The organism is Microbulbifer mangrovi (assembly GCF_002009015.1).
GTDB lineage: Bacteria > Pseudomonadota > Gammaproteobacteria > Pseudomonadales > Cellvibrionaceae > Microbulbifer > Microbulbifer mangrovi.
On record NZ_LZDE01000316.1, the window covers coordinates 16,219 to 35,599 of the forward strand.

Genomic DNA, 19,381 nt, shown 5'->3' on the forward strand with positions numbered 1-19,381 from the left:
TGATCAAAGAATCGTTTTAGCAATCTGTTCTGTTATTTAGATCGCTTCCGAGCCGGTCTCACCGGTACGAATGCGGATTGCCTGCTCAAGGTTCGCAACAAAGATCTTGCCGTCGCCGATCTTGCCACTTTGCGCCGCAGTACCAATTGCTTCCAGCACAGAGTCAACCTGGCTGTCTTCAATCGCGATCTGCAACATGGTCTTGGGCAAAAAGTCCACCACATACTCCGCTCCACGGTAGAGCTCGGTATGTCCTTTCTGTCGCCCGAAACCTTTTACTTCACTCACGGTAATGCCACTGACACCGGCCTCAGCCAGCGCGTCGCGCACTGCGTCGAGCTTGAATGGTTTAATTATTGCGGTTACCAGCTTCATGGGTTCCCCCTACAGTAAGAGCCCACTCACAATGAGCGGGCTCAATTTGTTGTAGCTATTACCAGCTGTAAGTCGCTCCGGCGAGTACGGTCGGCTCACACCAGTCGGTGTAGAAACATTCCTGATCGCTCACGTCGGTACCTACCAGAGAGGCGCTCAAAGCCAGGCCGCCAAACTCTTTACCCACGGATACTGAGTAATCGATATAAGAATCGGATCCGTCCAGGAAAATTTCTTCATCAAACAGGTTCAGGCCGGCGCTCAGGTCCAGGGAAATATCGTTGGCCAACGCGAAAGAGTAGCCAGCGCTCAGGTAGTAAAATTCACCCGCCTGGTACCAGTAGTCGTCGGAGTAGGCAAAGCCGAGGCTTGCATCACCGATGCTCAGGCTGCCGTAAACTTCCTGATAATCTTCGTCCTGGTCACTGCCGAGGTAGCTGTAATAAATGTAGCCAACGTCGTAACCGATTCCACTGGCGGTTTCACCGGCGTAGCCGCCGTAAAAATCCATCTCGTAATCGGTTTCGTCTGTACCGTAGGCGAAATCAACCTGGGAAGCCCAGGTGCCCAGGTAAACACCGTTGCCCATATCCAGATCAACACCGCCCTGGATGGCCGGTCCGGTATCGGTCTGGGAAATACCGCGGAAGCGATAGTCACTCACCACACCGACATTTGCGCTGAGGCTGGGACCGTCAGCGGCAGTTGCTGCGCCGCTGATGGCCATAGCCAGTACACTTCCGGATACGAGGGCAGCAATTTTGTTATTCAGTTTGGTTCCCACTGTTTGGTTCTCCTAGATCTCTGTGTGAAATGCTTGTCTTACTTTTTTTATAATTGCGGCTTCGACTTCGCCGGGGAGACGGCACTTGCCGCACACGCCCAGGCACTTCACCAGAAGACCTATCCCTGCCTTCTTTACCAGGGCGATTCGCACACAGGTACTTGCAGAGTTAGTGCCAACTTTAAAAAGACACACAAAAATCAATGAGTTAGCGCTGAAAAGCAGTGTTTCGCAGGCAAACAGAACGGGGCGGTCAATTAATATGCGCAAAAAGAGTGCGCACCAAAATGGAACCCGCACCACCAGCGGGCACCAGTTATGAGCGGCGCGCCAAAGTTGAACCAACACGGCGCACAACAATCGGCGCTTGGTGGTAAAACCCCGCTGCGGTACTATTTCGCTTCGTTTTATAGCGGTTTCTTAGTGGAGAATTGCGCGTGGCCCGTGACAAATTGCAAGATTTATTAACCGAGCTGCAACAACAGGGGGCAGTGATCAGCAACGACCTGCGCGATGCACTTGAGGTCGCGATGGGTAAACTACCACTGGTCAGTCAGCGCGAGTTCGATATCCAGACAGCGAAGCTGGCGCGTGCAGAAGAAAAGCTCGCACAACTGGAAGAGCAGATCCGCGCGCTGGAGAGCCGGCTGGGCGACTGACCAGGACCGAGCTGGGCGACCTGCCAGTCGCCAATTGCACAGAACTTCAGGGAAGACAGCTTTTCAAGGAAGAAAGTGAGCCTATCCATTACCTACGCCCGCGCACAGCTGGGCATTCAAGCTCCGCTGGTGACCGTGGAAACCCACCTCGCCAACGGGCTCCCCGCATTCAACATCGTTGGCTTGCCGGAGGCGGCGGTACGCGAGAGCCGCGACCGGGTGCGCAGCGCCATCGTCAACAGCCACTTCGAATTCCCCCAGCGGCGGATCACCGTCAACCTGGCCCCGGCAGATCTGCCCAAGGCCGGCGGGCGCTATGACCTCGCCATAGCCCTGGGTATCCTCGCCGCTTCCGGGCAGGTACCCGGTGAGACACTGGAAAACTACGAATTTATTGGCGAGCTGGCCCTGTCCGGCAGCCTGCGCCCGATTCCGGGCGCCCTGCCCGCCGCCATGGCGTGTCGCGACAGCGGCCGCACCCTGGTCACCGACACAGACTCGGCCAGGGAGGCGGCACTGATCGCCACACCGATCAAGTCCGCCACAACACTGTTACAGGTGTGCGCCCAGCTGCACGGTCGCGAGCCGCTGCCCGATGCCGTACAGGACACGGAACAGGAAATGGTTATCTGCGCCGACCTTGCCGACGTGCGCGGTCAACTGAAGGCTCGACGCGCACTGGAAGTCGCGGCTGCGGGCTCCCACAATCTGCTGTTTTACGGCCCGCCTGGCACCGGCAAGACAATGCTCGCCAGCCGCCTGCCCGGCATACTGCCGCCGCTTACCGAGAGCGAGATGATTGAAGTGGCCGCGCTTTATTCGAGCGCCGGCCTCGAGCGGGTGCGTCAGCGACCATTCCGTGCCCCACACCATTCCGCCTCCCCCACCGCCCTGGTCGGCGGCGGCAGCAATCCCCGCCCCGGCGAGATCAGCCTCGCCCATCGCGGTGTGCTGTTCCTGGATGAAATGCCGGAGTTCCCGCGCTCCGCACTGGAAATTCTGCGCGAGCCGCTGGAAAACGGCGAGGTGCGCATCTCCCGCGCCCGCGCCCAGGTCACCTTCCCCGCGGACTTCCAGCTGGTAGCGGCGATGAATCCCTGTCCCTGTGGATATCTCGGTGAGCCCCGCTGCCGCTGCACCCCGGACCAGATAGACCGCTACCGCAACAAGTTGTCTGGCCCGCTGCTGGACCGCATCGATATGCAGGTGGAAGTGGCCAGCATGAGTGCCAGCCAACTGCAGGATGCGCCGGTAGGGGAAAGCTCGGAAAGTGTGCGCAATCGGGTACGCAGCGCGCGGGAGGTTCAATTGGAGCGGCAGGGGAAAATCAACGGCGAGCTGAAAGGCAGTGAGCTGGATAAATACTGTCGGTTGGGCACAGCGGAAAGCGCCCTGCTGCGGGCGTCGGTGGAAAAACTCGGGTTGTCCGCGCGCAGTTATCACCGGGTATTGAAAGTAGCGCGCACACTCGCAGATTTATCCGGACAGGAAGATATCGCTACCGGGCAAATTGCCGAGGCGCTGGCGTATCGCAATCTGGATCGCAAAACGGTGATGCCCGCGTAAGAGCAAACCTTTTTTTAGCCTAAAGATTATCGGGGGTTTTTCAGCCGATAGAGCACATGCTCCTGCATCGAGTGCCCCTCGGGCAAAGCAGGATGCAAAAAATTTTCATCCTGTTTCATGCCCAGCTTTTCCATCACCGCACGAGAGCGAACATTTCCGGGCACGGTAAACGATACAATTTCTTCCAGATCGAGCAGTTCAAACCCGACCCTGAGACTGACCCGCGCGGCCTCCGTCGCGCAGCCTTTCCCCCAGGCGTGCGGCGCTAACCGCCATCCGATTTCCACCGTCGGTGCAAAAGGCATATCGTCGGTGACATTTTTGATACCGACAAAACCGATAAACTGCTTTTCACGCAGTGTTTCCACCGCCCAGAACCCCCAGCCATGCTTTTCGATATGCGTTATCTGGCGATCAATTCCGGCATCGCTTTCTGCGCGGCTCAACAGCGCGGGGAAAAATTCCATCACGCGCGGATCTGCATTCATTGCAGCAAACGGCTCGCGGTCACTCTCGCGCCACTGACGCAACTGCAGGCGCTGTGTTTTAGGTTCGATTAACTGTGTCACTTTTGTCGGCGCTCTTTTTCGACACGTTTATCCAGTGCAATTTGTGCAGCCGTCGAATAGTCACGACAGTCCATACGCTTTTCCCGTGTTGCAACTTCACCGTAGCTCCAGCCACTGGCGCCGGGATGCGGAGTCAGCAACAGGTCACAGGACAGATCCCGCACCTTGGCCAGGGTCAAACGAAAATCACGCAAGATATTCGGGTAGCGAGGGTTGTCCAGCAGCTGGTAACCGGGCGCCGTCAGGCTGTCCACGTAGGCCACATCCAGTTCTTTACCTTCACGCTGCTCACGCCAGGTCCACGCCATACTCCCCGGCGTGTGCCCCGGAACAAAGTGCACCTGAAACTGCAGGTCCCCTACCGCAATAGTTTCTCCATCCTGCACATAGCGATCGACGCTGACCGGCGGATACAGCAATGCATCACCGAAATGGATATCGCCGGCGCCGCCATTGGCCAGCAGGTGGGCAGACTCGGCATTTGCCACAACGCTTGCTCCGGTCGCGCGCTTGATGGCGGCAAGAGGGCCTGCATGATCGGCGTGGCCGTGGCTCAGCAAAATCCATTTCAGGTCTGTCGGCGCCACCCCCAGAGTGCGCATATTCGCCAGCAGATGATCTGCTGCCTGCGGCATGCCTCCGTCGATCAGTACCGCGCCGCTGTCCGTTTTTACGAGCAGCGCAGTTAACCCCTGCGTGCCGATCTGCCATACATGCTCAGTGATTTGTAGCGGCTTTACGGGGGTACGCCAGGATTCCGGTACTTCGTAGGCCTGAAGCTGCGGCAACGGATTTCCCTGAGCGGTGATGGGAAACGCAATCGCGCACGGCAGTAGCGATGCCAGTATCAAAGCGCCAAATTTCACCTGCATATCAGCTTTCCTTACCGAGTATTTGCGCCGCTTCCGCCACCAGGTAATGGCAGATTTCCATACCCTGTTCTGGTTCCGGGTAATCGCGTTTACAGAAGCCCAGTTTTTCATAGAGCGCCAAAGCCCGGTGGTTGTCTTTCAAAACGAACAGTGAACAGCGATCGCTCTGCAGCGCTTCGCAACCATGAGCAATGAGCTGTGTGATCAGTAAAGTGCCAATGCCGGCACCGCGAAATCCCGGCGACACAATTAATCGTCCCAAATGACAGCAGTCGAGACGGTTGTAATACTGGCCAAACGCCAATAGTTGCCCACGATTGTCCTCAACAACGAATGTTGGTAATTCTCGCCACCGGCAGTCGCGGGAAAAGCTGCGCGCGTCAAATGGATATTGAAACCAGGGACCACCCCACTGGTGACACGCTGCCTCACTATCAATCCACGATATCAGTTCCGGCAGGAATTCAGCTTTAAATGGAACCAGTTTCGCCATTTGATATACCCCCGCACGTTATCTTTTCTTGACCTGCACCAGCCAGCGATCCAGTTGATCGGCAAATGCCTTGCGCTCCTGCTGCCCCAGGGGTGGCGGCCCACCGGTATGTACGCCACTGGAGCGCAGGGTTTCCATAAAGTCGCGCATGTTCAGGCGCGCGCGGATATTCGCTTTGGAGTATTTTTCTCCACGGGGATTGAGGGCGGTGGCGCCCTTGTCGATCACTTCCGATGCCAGCGGTATGTCCGCAGTGATGATGAGATCACCCTCGCTGCAGCGCTGGACGATTTCGTTATCGGCGACATCAAAGCCGGCAGTCACCTGCATGGCGCGGATATATTTGGACGGTGGAACCCGCACGTGCTGGTTGGCCACCAGTGTCATTTCAGTTTCTGTGCGCTCGGCGGCGCGGAACAGAATTTCCTTGATTACCGTGGGGCAGGCATCGGCATCGACCCAGATTTTTGCCATTAATCAGATTCTCTTGGTTGTTCGTCGGTGGGCGCACCTGCATCGCATTTCTTGCACTCCAGCTGTAGCCCCAACATTTGTTTACGCCCCTGCTCCGAGGTGACCCACGGGCGATTCTGCCAGGGTGGATCGTGGCGCACATGCTGGTTGTGGCCACAGTCGAGCTGTGCCACCCAGTGATCTTCTTCGTCGCGATGGTAACCGGTGATGGGTTGCTTCATATGCGTTAGTGGCAATAAAAAAAGGCACCTCAGAGAGGTGCCTTTATAGACAAATATTGACGGAAGGTAAAAATCAATCTCCCGCAGAAGCCACCTGTGAGGGTTGTTCGGAGGATTCGGCCTTTTTCTGCCAGCGCGGCAGGTTGCCGTTGATAAAGACGAGCAGGAACACCGCTGCGCCCAGTGCCGTCCACACATCGAACATGGCGAGCATAAAGCCGATCACCAGGGCGCAGACCATCTCCAGCGGCTTTTTCACCAGCGGCGCGGCCACCATGATGCAGGCGAAGGCGGTGAGCGCGAGGGTGAGCATTAGGGCGATGGCCATGATCGGCTTGATCAGGCTGATCCAGGGCCAGCACAGGTAGATCAGTGGCAGGCCAAAGCCGTAGTAGGAGCCGATCCCGCTGTGCAGGTTGCGCATCTTGTCGCGCCCGCGGCGCCAGGTCTGGATCACCACCGCGTGCACCCCGGTCCACAGCACACCCTGGTAGGGAAACAGCGGCGCGAATACCGCGGAAACCGCATTGCGCAAGGCCACCGCAATTTCACTGCGCTCGAAGTTGGTATCGACGGGGTCGTCTTCCCGCGCCGACTGTGCGCTGTGGATCATTTCTGTACCGGTAACAAAATCCCCGAACAGGATCACATAGGCGACAAATGCCAGAGGCAGTACCTCCAGATACATCGAGACAGGCGGCCAGCCGATACTCAGCGGCGACACCTTGGCCAGGGTCTCCGCCACCGGCGGCAAAAACAATCCCCAGCGGATATCAAACTGGATTTCCCCGACCAGCACCCCCACCACCGCGGCGGCCACAAACCCCGGCAACAAACCGAGACAACACACGCTGTCCAGCCATTTGTAGCGGGTACGCAGGTTCTGGACCGGGGCGGAGAAGGTAAACAGCAATGCCACCAGCAGCGCGGTGATGGCACTGAAGGTATGGGTCTCGAACAGCGCCACATCCTTGATAAACACCCGGTCGAGGGCGGATATGGCAGCGCCGAAGATAATCCCCGCCTTCAGCGCCACCGGTAGTGCGCGCATCATCCGCTTCGACAGTCCCGACAGGCTGAACACCAGCGCGATGGCCGCCAGACTCAGCGACAGCGCGGTCATCACCTGGAACCGCTCCGGCCCCTCGGGATAGCCGCTGACGATAAATGTGAGCACCAGCGGGAAGGCCGGGGTCAGCATCCCCGGGGCGAAGGGTTCGCCGAATACCACAAACGATGCGCAGAGCACCGTGTTGGCCAGCAGTAACAGTGCCAGCGACTCCTCAAAGGACAGGCCAAAGTAGCCGATCATCACCGGTGCCATGATCAGGCTGGTGCCGCTGGCTACCACCAGTCCCTGTATGAACTGGGAGGGGACGAATTTGAGGTGCAGGAAGGGCACGCGGAAGGTAAACGGTCCCCAGCGCCAGCCGCCGGATTTAGACTGGCCGGGTTTCTGGTGAGAGGTATCCAGGCGGCTGCCCGGGGAGTTGGTCTGGTCCATCGCCTTTAGCTCGTTATTGTTATTACCTGTTCGAGCTTAGGTGGGGCCAGACCGGGCCACCATTATTTGCCAGGTAATCATTCCGCCTGTATTAGCGACCGGTACAGCAGTGGATGGTCATCCGGTACCGCGGCCAACTCCTGGTCGCTGACCACACGCTCTCCGTCGTCGCGATAGATGCGACCGATCAACAGGCGCGGCTGTACCAGTTGCGGGGTGGAAGATAGGGTGTCGTTGTACACGGTCAGGTTGACCAGCCCCTGCTCCGTATTCAGCGCCATTGGGTAATCGCTGGTGTGGACCAGACGCCTCCCCAGTTGACGCCAGTTTTCCGGCATAGCGCCGGCGGCCTCAAGCCGTTCCAGCATCTCCCAGCCAGCGGGATTGTCACTCTGCAGGGTTTCCATGGTTAGATACAGCGCCAGGCCACAGGACAGGGCCATACCGTTGTGCAGGTGGGGACGCAGGCCCTTGGGGTGCATGACCAGCTCGTACATGTTCGGGTCTTGCAGCAGCGCCGGGTCCACCCGCGGCAGGAAGAATGCCAACCAGGCGCGGTTGACCGAGATCACCTGCCCGAAGCTGTCCAGGGCAAACGCCGGCTCGGGCTCGGCGCGGCTCATCGCGTTCTGCATGGACTTGTTCATCCACACCGCCAGGTCCGGGGAATCGAACACCGACTGATCCGCAGAGAAACCCGCAGCCGTCAGCAGATAGGCACGATCGCGGGCGCTGAGCCCGAAACAGTCCGCCAGTGCCGCCGCCACCAGCCGCGATGGCTGTGAGCGCCCAGTCTCGAGGAAGCTGATATGCCGCGTGGACACACCGAGCTTCTCCGACAATTCCTCCTGGGACATTCCCAGGGTCTTGCGCCAGAAGTGCATCAGGCGCCCGAACGCGCTCTCGCCGCGGGATTGCTCCACCAGGCTGAGTGGTGTGTTGGTCTTCATGTTGCGGACCTGTGTTATCGGTTGTTATATGCCGTTCCCACTGGTGGGGAATCTCGTCGTCGCTTTGATCAATATAAATCCAATCGCCAGACGCAGCCAACCCGCGGCGCGACTGATAGAATCGCACCCTCGTGTCATTCACCGTCATATCCACTACAGCTGTACCCCATGACCAAACTCAACCCGCGCCAGGCGGAAGCAGTCAAATACATCGACGGCCCCTGTCTGGTACTGGCCGGTGCCGGCTCCGGCAAGACCAGTGTAATTACGCGAAAAATCGCCTATCTGATCGAAAAATGTGGTTATCAGGCGCGAAATATTGCCGCCTTGACCTTTACCAACAAGGCCGCACGGGAGATGAAGGAACGGGTTGGCAAGCTGATCACCGGCCCCGATGGCAAGAAATCCAAGGCCTCCCACGGCCTCACCGTTTCCACCTTCCACAACCTCGGTCTGAATATCCTGCGCAAGGAATACCGCGCCGCCGGCTTCAAGCCCGGCTTTTCGATTTTTGACTCGGAGGACGCCCGCGGCCTGATCAAGGAGCTGATGCTGCGCGACGGCGACCTGGACACCGACCTGCTGGACCGGGTGCAGAACCAGATTTCCAACTGGAAGAACGACATGCTGTCCCCGCGCAAGGCCCTGGAAATGGCCCAGAGCCCGGGAGAGCAGGCGATGGCGGTGGCCTACGGTCGCTACTGTGACGCCCTCAAGGCGTACAACTCTGTGGATTTTGACGACCTGATCATGATCCCGGTGCAGCTGTTCGACACGGACCCGGAGCTGTTGCAACGCTGGAGAAGAAAAATCCGCTATCTGCTGGTGGATGAGTACCAGGATACCAACAGCTCCCAGTACCTGCTGGTGAAGTTGCTCGTCGGCAGCCGCGGCGGTCTCACCGTGGTGGGCGATGACGACCAGTCGATCTACGCCTGGCGCGGCGCCCGCCCGGAAAACATGAGCCAGCTGAAGCAGGACTACCCCAACCTGCGCCTGATCAAGCTGGAGCAGAACTACCGTTCCACCAGCCGCATCCTCAAGGTGGCAAACCACCTGATCGCGCACAACCCGCACGAATTCGACAAGGCCCTGTGGTCCGACAAGGGCCTCGGCGACGAAATCCGCGTGCTCAAGGTGACCAACGAGAACGAGGAAGCCGAGCGCGTCGCCAACGAGATCTTCCTGCAGAAGGCCCGTCGCGGCTGCAAGTTTATGGACTTCGCGGTGCTCTACCGGGGCAACCACCAGGCGCGCCTGATAGAAATGAAGTTGCAGGAAAACCAGATTCCCTACCAGCTCTCCGGCGGGACCAGCTTCTTTGCCCGCGCCGAGATCAAGGACGTGATGTCCTACCTGCGCCTGCTGGTGAACCCGGACGACGACAACGCCTTTCTGCGCATCATCAACACCCCGCGCCGGCAAATCGGCACCAGTAGCCTGGAGGCCCTGGGCAATTACGCCAAGGGCCGCGAGGTCTCGATGCTCAGCGCCTGCTCGGAAATCGGCTTCAAGGAACACATCACCGAAGCCGGCTACGAACGCCTCAACCGCTTTGCCCACTGGCTCGAGGGCGTGGCCCGCAACTGTCGCGACAACAGTCCGGAATCCGCGCTGCGCGAGATGCTCGATGATATCGACTACGCCGGCTGGCTGTCGCAGAACGCCAGCAGCGAAAAGGTCGCCGAGAAGCGTATGGAGAACGTCTACTGGCTGCTGGATAGCCTGATGAAGACGATGGAGGGCACCGACGACGAGCTGGAACAGGACGTGCGCCTGGAGCAGGCCATCTCCAAATTGATCCTGCGCGACATGCTCGACCGCCAGGAAGAGGAAGAGGCCACGGACAAGGTGAGCCTGATGACCCTGCACGCCTCCAAGGGCCTGGAGTACCCGCATGTCTTCATGATCGGTATGGAAGAGAACCTGCTGCCCCACCGCAACAGCATCGAGGACGACAACATCGAGGAAGAGCGCCGCCTCACCTACGTGGGTATCACCCGCGCACAGAACACCCTGACCATGACCCTGGCGGGCAAGCGCAAGATGTTCGGCGAAAACCAGGATACCACCCCGAGCCGCTTCCTCGACGAACTGCCGCAGGAAGACTGTATCTTTGAAGGGTTTGGCCAGGCGACGCCAGAGCAGAACCAGGCCAAGGGGGAGGAGACCCTGGGATCGCTGCTCAGCATGTTTGACTAGAGGGCGCGGGCGGCGGTGCCCCCAACCATCTGTCGCGCCCAACCCGAGACATAAAAAAAGCCGCTCCATGAGCGGCTTTTTTGCACCGGTGTAAGCAGTCGCTTACTTGCTACCTTCCACCATGTGGTCAACTGCAGCCTTCACCTCATCGTCACTGCAGTCCATGCACAGACCGCGCGCCGGCATCGCGTTGAAGCCGTTGATGGCGTGGGTGTAGAGGGTATCGATACCCTTGTCGATGCGCGGGCCCCAGGCAGCGGCGTCGCCAAACTTGGGCGCACCAGCGGCACCGGTTGCGTGACACGCGGCACAGTGGCCGGTATACACGTCGCTGCCGCTGCGGGTACCACCGGAGGAAGCGCTGGCTGCCGGCGCTGCCGCGGCACACTCGTCGCCCTGCATGCAGGTCTTGCCTGCCGGTGCGATGCGCTCGGCGATCTGCTCATCTACAGACTGCGCCACAGCTACTGCCGCACCAGCCACCACGGCCAGGGCCGCCACGAAATTCAAAACAACTTTCATCCAATCCCCCTAAAGGCCTTGCGCGGCCCGTAGATTCCGGTGTGTTAGCCACATACCTCTACAATTCAGCCGCGCATTATAAGCATAGCGCCCGCCTGTGCGAAGGCCTGAACCCAATCCCGTTGCAAACGGCGACTTGTGGCCAAGGAATCTGCGGGTAAAAACCTACGCCAAACAACGGGGATCGGGGCGTCCAGGCTATGCAGGACCCCGCACCGATTCAGGTTATTTGCCTTCCACCTCGTAGGGCATCTGCTCCCTGTAGGTGTCCCAGTCGTTGACCAGGGTGTCCACCACACGGCTACCAACGCGGTAAGCGCTTTCCAGTGAAAGCTGCAAGCCAGCGTAATTCTCGCCTTCGCTGAGCAGGCTCTCTGCCGCAGTCATCCCCGGATGCGGCACGGTGAAGTTACTGGCGGTGCGCAGCACCATCAGGCGATCGTAGTCCGCCTTACCCGCGCGATCGAGATACGTCAGGGATTGCGCAGTGCCGGTATCTTCCATCGCGGAAGATACAAAGCTGCCCTGCCCTTCACTCCAGTAATCCACCCACTCGTTGGCCCATTGGTTCAGGTAGTCCCCGTGCCAGAAGGTCATGCCCGCGAGATTGTCGCCCTTGAGTACAAACGGCTTGCGCTGCGCATTGGGGAAGTCGGTAAATGCCTTGCGGTCTTCGGCAATGTGCTCATCATCGCCAAGATCGATATCTTTGGTGAGCTGGAAAGCCCATTCGGTCAGCTCGCCGTTGATACGGAATACCTCGCCCTGATTCGGCGGGCGCTTCTCCGGGTAAGGGCCCTTGCTGAACAGCGGGAAGTTACCGGTGGACCAGTCTTCCGGCAGCTCGCGGCCGTCGATCTCGTGCATCAGGTCGCCGTCCACCAGCCATTCCGCCCAGGCGGCAGAACCGATGGAGGCGTCCGCGGGATCGAAACCGGAAATACCGGCCACCAGCCAGTAGGCCTTGCTCAGGTCAAAGCGCGGGTCCAGTCCCAGCGCCATGACCGCGGAGGCGGATTTATTGGTGCCCATACCGGTTACCATACCCAACACGCCGGTTTCCGGATTCAGGAACAGATCGTGGTGAGATTGCGGAAAGGGAAAGCGCTGGCTCAGCTTCTGGCGCTCCTTCCACAGTTGGAATTCGCCGGCGGTATCGCCCTCGTCCTCACCGATTTCAAACATATTCACCACCACCACTTTTACGGGGATCGGTGATGGGGTTTGTACGCCCTGCTTTTCTGTCGGTGCTTCAATATTTTTTTCACAGCCGGTGACTAACAGTAAGGACGCCAGCAAGGGCAGCAGCAGGGAAGAAAACATCCCCTTGGAGAAAGCGTTATTCAACATCATTTTTTCTCTTGGTTTTCATCAAAGTTTTAGTTCGCAGCCATCGCAGGCGTGGAGTATTCGCACAGCGCATACTTTTTACAGATGAAACTGTGGCTGCGCGGCACCACGTCACTGAGTGCGGCGGGACCGCGACGCTGGAAACGTTTTTTGAAGCGTTCGAGACGACGTTCGTAGTCCCGCAGCAGTTCCTGCTTGGTATTCTCGTCAACAAAACTGTGCTGCAGTGAATTGCGGGCCAGTGCGGTCAACTCCTCCCACGACAGGTTGAACTCCTTCACGGCGACAAAGTATTCGTCGGTCATATTGGAATCCCACATGCCGCGGTCATCGGTAGAGAGCGCCACCGGTATGCCCATGCGCAGGTATTCCGGAAACGGGTGCTGGCTGTAATCATCCACGTAGTCCAGCAGCAGATTGCTGATCAGGTTGATCTCCACCAGATAATCGCCGTTGCGCATCAGCAGCAGGGTATCCGGGTCGCTGATCAGGTTGACGCCGTGGCCGATACGCGTTGCTCCCAGCAACAGGGTGTCGCGCACATGATGGTTAGGCTCGTCCACCTCACCGGCATGGATCGACAGGGGAACGCCGGGAATATCCCGACGCAGTTTGCGCAGGGTGGGCAGGAAACGCAGCGGATGGCCCTTGTCATTATCCTCGCGGCCAACCATGTTGATGCCTACAAACAGGTCGCGGTTCTGGTCCACATAGCGGTAGATCCATTCCAGGTCTTGCTCCGCATTGCCGATAAAACGCAGCAGGTAATACTGCATGCGCGCGGTGACGCCAGTGGCCAGGGCATCTGGCTCTGCCAGTCGCTGGCGGAAAATATCCGCCACCTCATCCGGGGTAAAGGCGCTGCCATCGGGGCGACTATAGAAGCGGGTGCCCTCCATGGTCTCCAGGTAGGTGAGCCCCTCACGCGCAAACGCCTGCATGTTCTTGACCAGCATTTCGGCGTTGATATAGGGGTTGTGGCCGAGGTCGTTGAGACGCTGCCAGTGGGTCTGGAAGAATTCCTCGCGTCCCTCATGTTCTTTGTCCAGCCGCAGGCTATTCATCCACGCGGCTTTCTCTCTCGTATCCAGTGCGTTAATTTTTTTGTATTCGCCTTTTTCACACTCGGACAGCGCCTCGAAACTGGAGGCCTGCAGGTTTCGAAAATACATCAGATAGGGCGCCATGCCGAACATGTCACTGCCGTAACCGGCACAGTTGTTGATGCGCACCCGGGTGTAATACTCGTAACCACCATTGAGTTTTTCATTGGTGGCCAGCTCGAACCACCACTCGCTGAAATTGGAACCGGTGAGATGATTGTGCAGATCGCCCCCTTTGGGCAGGGCATAGAGGAAGCGATAGAGTTCGCGGTCGTCGGCGGAGGACTTGAAATCCTCGAACCAGGGTTCGACTGCATTGACTGCGGGGCTAATGGTTGCTGCCATCAGACTCGCAAAGATTGCCAAAATACGATAAATGGCAGACTTGGATCGCTTGGTCATATTCAAACTCAGACTCCAGCCTCAAAAAAGCAATAAACCCGGTGAACGATTCTTGTAGCAAGAATCTACCGGGTTAATGTGATGTTTCAATGGTCGTCCGCACAGGCCACTGTGTTCTTCCTGTACGGGACCATTTCTGCACGATTAGAAGTTCTTGCGGAACTCCACTCCGAGCACGCGCGGATCATTGACGAAGCCGGTCAGGTTATTGAAATCAATCTGGCCCTTGATGTTTTCCTCGTTGGTGATGTTGCGGCCAAACAGCGCCACTTCGTAGTCACCGGAGAAACTGGTATATCCAGCGCGCAGACCACCTTCAAACTGATTGTCGATGGTGTACTCCTCCGCGGTGTAGAGCGCCAGATGGGTTTCCCCCTGATAGGCCCAGTCGGTATAGAAGAACATCTCGCCATCATTACCCACCGGTACACCGTAGCGCAGGGTGAAGTTGAACACACTCTCCGGCGCAGACTGGAAGGGGTTGCCGTCAATCATTGCCAGGCCATCAGCAGTGAGCGGATTGGTGACGGTACACTGTCCGGAACCACAGGGTGCGGTCGTCAGGTCGGCATCCTGAATTTCGGTATCGGCAAAACCGACACCGGCAGTCAGCAGCAGGTTCTCGGTGGCTACCCACTCCAGATCTACCTCGAAGCCCTTGCCCACACCTTTATCCGCGTTCAGCAGACGGTTGAAGTTGCCACCCCCACCGACAGCGGTCAGCTGGATATCGTCGATCTGGTAATAGAACACCGCGGTGTTGAGGCGCAGGGTATCTTCCAGCAGGTCGGCCTTGTAACCCACCTCAAAGGAAGTAATGGTTTCCGAATCGGCCACCGACGGGCTGCCTTCAAAGGCCACATCGCGGGCCTGAATGGACTGGGCGCGGAAGCCTTCCGACAGACGCACATACAGGCTGGACTGATCGTTGAGTGCGTAGTTGATGCTGGTTTCCCAGCTCAACTGGTTATCATCAATTTTTATCGGATCGTAATCCTGGATACCGGCAGCACCGATAACCACGGCAAAGCCATCCACGTTCTGCTCACCCACTACCAGGGATTTTTCGTCGTAGGTGTAGCGCAGACCAACGGTACCGGTCAGAACGTCGGTGAAGTCATAGGAGGTCTGACCGAACAGCGCCCAGGAGGTGTTGCCATGACTGACGGTGGTAGCACCGAAGAAGCCATCGATACTGGTCACATCCAGATCGGCATCGTAATAGAAACCACCCAACTGCCATTGCAACGGATCATTGGTGTTGCTGGCGAGACGCACTTCCTGGGTGAGCTGGGATACATCCGCTTTGTCTTCGGTTACCGCGTCAAACGGGATAAAGCCGGGGCCATCGCCTGCCACGCCGCCGTCGATATCCCCTTTACTGGAACCGTCGGCACCTTCGTAGGCAGAGATACTGGTCAGCAGCATGTCACCCAGATCCCATTCCAGCTTCAGGGAGGAGCCGGCGCTTTCATATTTTTGCGGGTTATTGTCGCCGCTGTCGTAGTACACCACATCGCGGTCGAAGCTTTCGTTCAGCTCACCCTTCTCACCCTGCTCGTAGATATTCGCACGGAAAACACTGGCAGTACCGTCGAGATCGCGCTGGTGCACATTCAGCAGCGCGGAGAAGTCTTCCGTCGGCGTCCACAGCAGCTGCCCGCGGGCGGCCACTTCGGTAAAGCCACCCATGACATCGCCTTCCCCGGTATAGCTGTTGTCGATCCAGTCGCCGCGGGACTGACGCAGGACGGATAGGCGGCCGGCAAGCTTGTCATCAATCAGTGCGCCGCCGAAGGCGCCCTCGATATTGGCGGTGCCCAGTTCACCGGCTGCCACTTTCACGTAGCCTTCGTTTTCCATGGTGGGCTTGCGGCTATCGAACTTGATCACACCCGCGGTAGTGTTGCGGCCGAACAGAGTACCCTGCGGACCGCGCACCACTTCCACCTGTTCCACGTCGAAGATCGGGAAGCTTTTCAGCACCACGTTTTCCTGTACCACGTCATCGAAGATGATCGAAACCGGCTGCGACGCGGCGAGATCGAAGTCGGAGTTGCCCAGGCCGCGAATATAAAACCGCGGTGCCGCGCGGCCGTTGGAGGATTCCGCGTACAGGTTTGGTACCCGCGCGGCCAGCGCGAGAATGTCATCACCGGCGGTGAAAATGCTCTCAAAGCTCTCACCTGACAGCGCCTCTACGGAAATCGGTACATCCTGCAGCCCTTCCGCGCGTCTCTGGGCGGTGACTGTAACCTCCTCCAGAATCGCCGTTTTACGTTTTCCCTCGCCAGTCTCCTGGGCAGCGGCCACGGTCGGCAGGGTCGCGGCGATAGCGGCAGCGAGAAGAGTGGGTGTGATTACCTTGCTCATTGATCAGTATCCTTTGCGCAAACCGAGTGCCGCGACAGGCAGCCGGTGGTCTTCGGTTCTCGTTGTACTTGTTCTGTGTGGTGTATCCCGATAACCAGAAGAGCAACGAGCGTGCCAAAAAATTAACCGAATAGTCAGATTGGCTGGATATGTCATCCGCCAGCGGACACGGGCGCTTTCGGTGCGGTAACCACACCCGGTTGCACAACCAAAGCCAGAGTGCATGCACCGCAATCTTTCACAGGCCTCTCTGGCACATGAATTACGCACCGTTTTAAGCCGTTTGCGCGTACCGGACCCCGCTAGTTAAGTGCGGCGCGGGACGCCATTGCGCCCACTCCCACGCTACAGCCACGCCAACCCCGGGCTTTACAAGCCGCTCGAAGCATTTCGACGTCACCCCATTCAATTTCTGACAACTTGGTCAGCTTTTGGCACATTTTGTGCGATACAGAGTTCGGCGCGCTCCTCGAGGCGCCAGCCAGCACCGGCCGGGATGTCTCAATGGCCAGCAATCCAACCCACATAATCAGCAAGGTGACAGAATCATGTACCGCTCCATTCTCAACGCCGCATCCCGGGCGCGTTCCCCGCTCAGTTTGGCGATTGCCCTCGCCATCGTCCCCTCAGTGCTGCACGCAAACCAGCTGGAAGAGGTCACCGTGGTGGCGGAAAAACGCAGTGAAAGCCTGCAGGACCTTTCCCAGGCGGTAACGGCAATGTCCAGTGATGACCTGGAGACCAAGGGTATCGAGTCTTTTGTGGATCTGAGCGGTGTGGCACCGGGGGTCACTGTGGCCAGGAACGAAGGCTACAAGACGGTGATCTCCATCCGCGGGGTGGGTAATGAGGCCAACCAGAATGCCATTGCCAATCCGTCGGTTTCCTATCATATGGACGGCATTTATATCGCCTCCCCCTTCGCGCTGCAGACAGACTTTATCGACGTGGAGCGCATCGAAGTGCTGCGCGGTCCGCAGGGCACCCTGTTCGGCCAGAACTCCACCGGCGGCGCCATCAACGTCATTAGCAGCGCCCCCTCCACCGACGCATTTTCCGGCAAAGTGGATACCACGCTTGGCAGCTACAACCTGCAGAAAGTACGCGGTTCGGTGAACGTGCCGCTGTCGGATACCGTCGCCATGCGCACCTCGGTCACCAGCGCCACCCGCGACGGTTTTTCCAAGAATGTCCTCAACGGGCAGGAACTGGACGATATGGAGAACTTGAGCCTGCGCACCGACTGGTTGTTCGATCTCTCCGCCAACACCAGCCTGCGTGTATTCGGCCAGGCGTTCGACGAAGATGCCAACGGCGCTGCCATCAAGGGCATCGACGATCCGACGCCGGACGAACGCAAACTCGCCCAGGATACCCGCTCCAAATACACCCTCGAATCTCGCATCGTCGGCGCCATCCTGGAAACGGACCTGGGCGCTGTCACCCTGAAAACCCTGGGCAGCTGGCAGAAAGATGACATCCTGGTGGTACGCGACAACGATCGGCATTCTTACGAGTTGAACCCGGAGTACACCATCAGCGCCTTCTACCCCGAAACCTCGGAGGTTGAAACGCGCACTCTTGAGGTCAATATGATTTCCAATCAGCCGCTGTTCGATAAGGTGGACTGGATCGTGGGTGCCTTCTATCTGGATACCGAACTGGAAAACCACATTCGCGAGGAGCTGGATGCCAACGGCAACGGCGTGCTGGACGGCTACCCCACCACCTTCCCGGACGTGTTTGCCGGCGATGTCGGCTTTATCTCCGACGCCTTCCCCACGCGGGAATCCCTCTCGCTGTACGGCCAGACCACCTTCTACGCGAATGACACCACGCGCCTGATTACCGGCCTGCGCTACACCGAGGATGAGGTCTACAGCGAGGTCTCCAACTTCTTCGTACCGGAGCCGGATATCATCGAAGCGGAGACCGACGTGGTCACCGGCCGCCTGGCCCTGGAACATGACCTGGGTGAGACCACCATGGTGTACGGGTCCTACACCCGCGGCTTCAAACCCGGCGGCAGCAACCTCACCTACGGCAACAGCGAGGACGGCTCCCCGGCACTGGTGGACCCCACCTTCGAAGACGAGACCATCGATGCGTTCGAGCTGGGGATAAAAGCGGAACTGCTGGACGGCCTGCTGCGCACCAACCTGGCTTCCTTCTACTACCAGTACGACAACCTGCAGTTCCAGGCCACTGACCCGGACATTTTCCAGGGTGGCGTGGCCAACATTCCAGAGTCCGAGATCTACGGAACCGAGCTGGAAGTGACTGCGTTGCTGGGCAGCGCCTGGCTTCTGGACCTGAAGCTGGCGGCGATCGAATCCGAGATCACCTCCGACTTCGACGCCCTGGACAATGTGGCCGTCAGCGGCACCTTCTTTGGCGACGAGCTGCTGCGCTACAACAGCCGCGAGAATGTGAACGGCAACGAACTGGCCAAGACCCCCAGCATGACCGCCGACCTCAGCCTGCAGTACACCAGCACTTTCGAGTCCGGCACCGCCTTCACCGGCACCCTGCAGTACACCTACCGCGGCAGTTTCAGCCAGCGCATCTTCGAGAACCCGGCTGTGGATAAAGTGCCCGCCTACAACGTGGTGAACGCCGTGGCCGCCTTCGACCTGCCCAACAGTTGGGGCTTTGACCTGATGGCCATGAACCTGTTCGACGAAGACGGCGTCAACTCCCGTATGAGCGACGTGTTCGGCGTCAATGCCACCGGTGTCGAGCTGATCCCACCCCGCCAGCTCATGGCCCGCGCACGCTACCAGTTCTAACCCCTTCCCTCACAGGACCGGCCCGCCCCCTCTGGCGAGGGAGCGGGACACCGGCACAAAGTCAAAATCCCCGCTTTGCCCTATCCCGGGGCTTCTGTATAATCCGCGTCCGCGCCAGGTTAATGTAACCCCTTGATTCGGCGCACATTCCGCCCGTAGCTCAGCTGGATAGA

At 58.6% G+C, this 19,381-nt stretch carries 17 protein-coding genes; 4 read left to right on the top strand and 13 right to left on the bottom strand.

Translation table 11 applies throughout. The annotated features are described in order from the left end of the window. Nucleotides 1-36: 36 nt before the first annotated feature. Nucleotides 37-375: a P-II family nitrogen regulator gene (locus B4U49_RS11075; RefSeq protein WP_078084659.1), complete on the bottom strand. Its 339-nt coding sequence runs from the start codon at nt 373-375 to the stop codon at nt 37-39. A 58-nt stretch (nt 376-433) separates the two neighbouring features. Further along, nucleotides 434-1,159 carry a TorF family putative porin gene (locus tag B4U49_RS11080; RefSeq protein ID WP_078084660.1) on the bottom strand — a complete coding sequence of 242 codons (726 nt, stop codon included), beginning with the start codon at nt 1,157-1,159 and terminating at the stop codon, nt 434-436. A gap of 437 nt (nt 1,160-1,596) precedes the next feature. On the opposite strand from B4U49_RS11080, the gene B4U49_RS11085 reads away from it, so the two are divergent. Then, nucleotides 1,597-1,818, top strand: a complete 222-nt coding sequence (locus tag B4U49_RS11085) for an accessory factor UbiK family protein (RefSeq protein ID WP_078084661.1) — start codon at nt 1,597-1,599, stop codon at nt 1,816-1,818. Nucleotides 1,819-1,893: 75 nt separating this feature from the next. After that, nucleotides 1,894-3,384 (top strand): YifB family Mg chelatase-like AAA ATPase, encoded by a 1,491-nt coding sequence (locus B4U49_RS11090; RefSeq protein ID WP_078084662.1) that lies wholly within the window; start codon nt 1,894-1,896, stop codon nt 3,382-3,384. A 26-nt stretch (nt 3,385-3,410) separates the two neighbouring features. Here B4U49_RS11090 and B4U49_RS11095 read toward each other — a convergent pair whose 3' ends face one another. The 7 genes from B4U49_RS11095 to B4U49_RS11125 form a co-directional block, all read right to left on the bottom strand. Then, entirely contained in the window at nt 3,411-3,953 is a 543-nt protein-coding gene (locus B4U49_RS11095) for a GNAT family N-acetyltransferase (protein WP_078084663.1), read from the bottom strand. Then, nucleotides 3,950-4,825, bottom strand: coding sequence for a subclass B3 metallo-beta-lactamase (gene bla, locus B4U49_RS11100; RefSeq protein ID WP_078084664.1), 876 nt, complete (start codon nt 4,823-4,825; stop codon nt 3,950-3,952). The genes B4U49_RS11095 and bla overlap by 4 nt, the downstream gene beginning before the upstream one ends. 1 nt (nt 4,826) lies before the next feature. Then, entirely contained in the window at nt 4,827-5,318 is a 492-nt protein-coding gene (locus B4U49_RS11105; protein WP_078084665.1) for a GNAT family N-acetyltransferase, read from the bottom strand. 18 nt (nt 5,319-5,336) lie between these two features. Further along, nucleotides 5,337-5,792 (bottom strand): YaiI/YqxD family protein, encoded by a 456-nt coding sequence (locus B4U49_RS11110; protein ID WP_078084666.1) that lies wholly within the window; start codon nt 5,790-5,792, stop codon nt 5,337-5,339. Then, nucleotides 5,792-6,013: a DUF3565 domain-containing protein gene (locus B4U49_RS11115; protein ID WP_078084667.1), complete on the bottom strand. Its 222-nt coding sequence runs from the start codon at nt 6,011-6,013 to the stop codon at nt 5,792-5,794. The genes B4U49_RS11110 and B4U49_RS11115 overlap by 1 nt, the downstream gene beginning before the upstream one ends. A 73-nt stretch (nt 6,014-6,086) precedes the next feature. After that, nucleotides 6,087-7,517, bottom strand: coding sequence for a hypothetical protein (locus B4U49_RS11120; protein WP_078084668.1), 1,431 nt, complete (start codon nt 7,515-7,517; stop codon nt 6,087-6,089). A gap of 77 nt (nt 7,518-7,594) precedes the next feature. Continuing rightward, nucleotides 7,595-8,467: a helix-turn-helix domain-containing protein gene (locus tag B4U49_RS11125; RefSeq protein WP_078084669.1), complete on the bottom strand. Its 873-nt coding sequence runs from the start codon at nt 8,465-8,467 to the stop codon at nt 7,595-7,597. Between the two features lie 168 nt (nt 8,468-8,635). Between B4U49_RS11125 and rep the strand changes: the two genes are divergently transcribed. Then, entirely contained in the window at nt 8,636-10,669 is a 2,034-nt protein-coding gene (rep, locus tag B4U49_RS11130) for a DNA helicase Rep (RefSeq protein WP_078084670.1), read from the top strand. A 102-nt stretch (nt 10,670-10,771) separates the two neighbouring features. Here rep and B4U49_RS11135 read toward each other — a convergent pair whose 3' ends face one another. From B4U49_RS11135 to B4U49_RS11150, 4 genes are all read right to left on the bottom strand, one after another. Further along, the gene (locus B4U49_RS11135; protein WP_078084671.1) at nt 10,772-11,191 is read right to left on the bottom strand and encodes a c-type cytochrome; all 420 of its coding nucleotides are present in this window, start codon (nt 11,189-11,191) and stop codon (nt 10,772-10,774) included. 225 nt (nt 11,192-11,416) lie between these two features. After that, the gene (locus B4U49_RS11140) at nt 11,417-12,544 is read right to left on the bottom strand and encodes a purine nucleoside permease (RefSeq protein WP_239692589.1); all 1,128 of its coding nucleotides are present in this window, start codon (nt 12,542-12,544) and stop codon (nt 11,417-11,419) included. Between the two features lie 26 nt (nt 12,545-12,570). Further along, a complete protein-coding gene (locus B4U49_RS11145; protein ID WP_239692590.1) occupies nt 12,571-14,046 on the bottom strand; it encodes an adenosine deaminase family protein in 1,476 nt (491 codons plus the stop codon). 144 nt (nt 14,047-14,190) lie between these two features. After that, the gene (locus B4U49_RS11150; RefSeq protein WP_078084672.1) at nt 14,191-16,419 is read right to left on the bottom strand and encodes a TonB-dependent receptor; all 2,229 of its coding nucleotides are present in this window, start codon (nt 16,417-16,419) and stop codon (nt 14,191-14,193) included. Between the two features lie 548 nt (nt 16,420-16,967). On the opposite strand from B4U49_RS11150, the gene B4U49_RS11155 reads away from it, so the two are divergent. Next, nucleotides 16,968-19,208: a TonB-dependent receptor gene (locus tag B4U49_RS11155; protein WP_078084673.1), complete on the top strand. Its 2,241-nt coding sequence runs from the start codon at nt 16,968-16,970 to the stop codon at nt 19,206-19,208. Nucleotides 19,209-19,381: the final 173 nt, after the last annotated feature.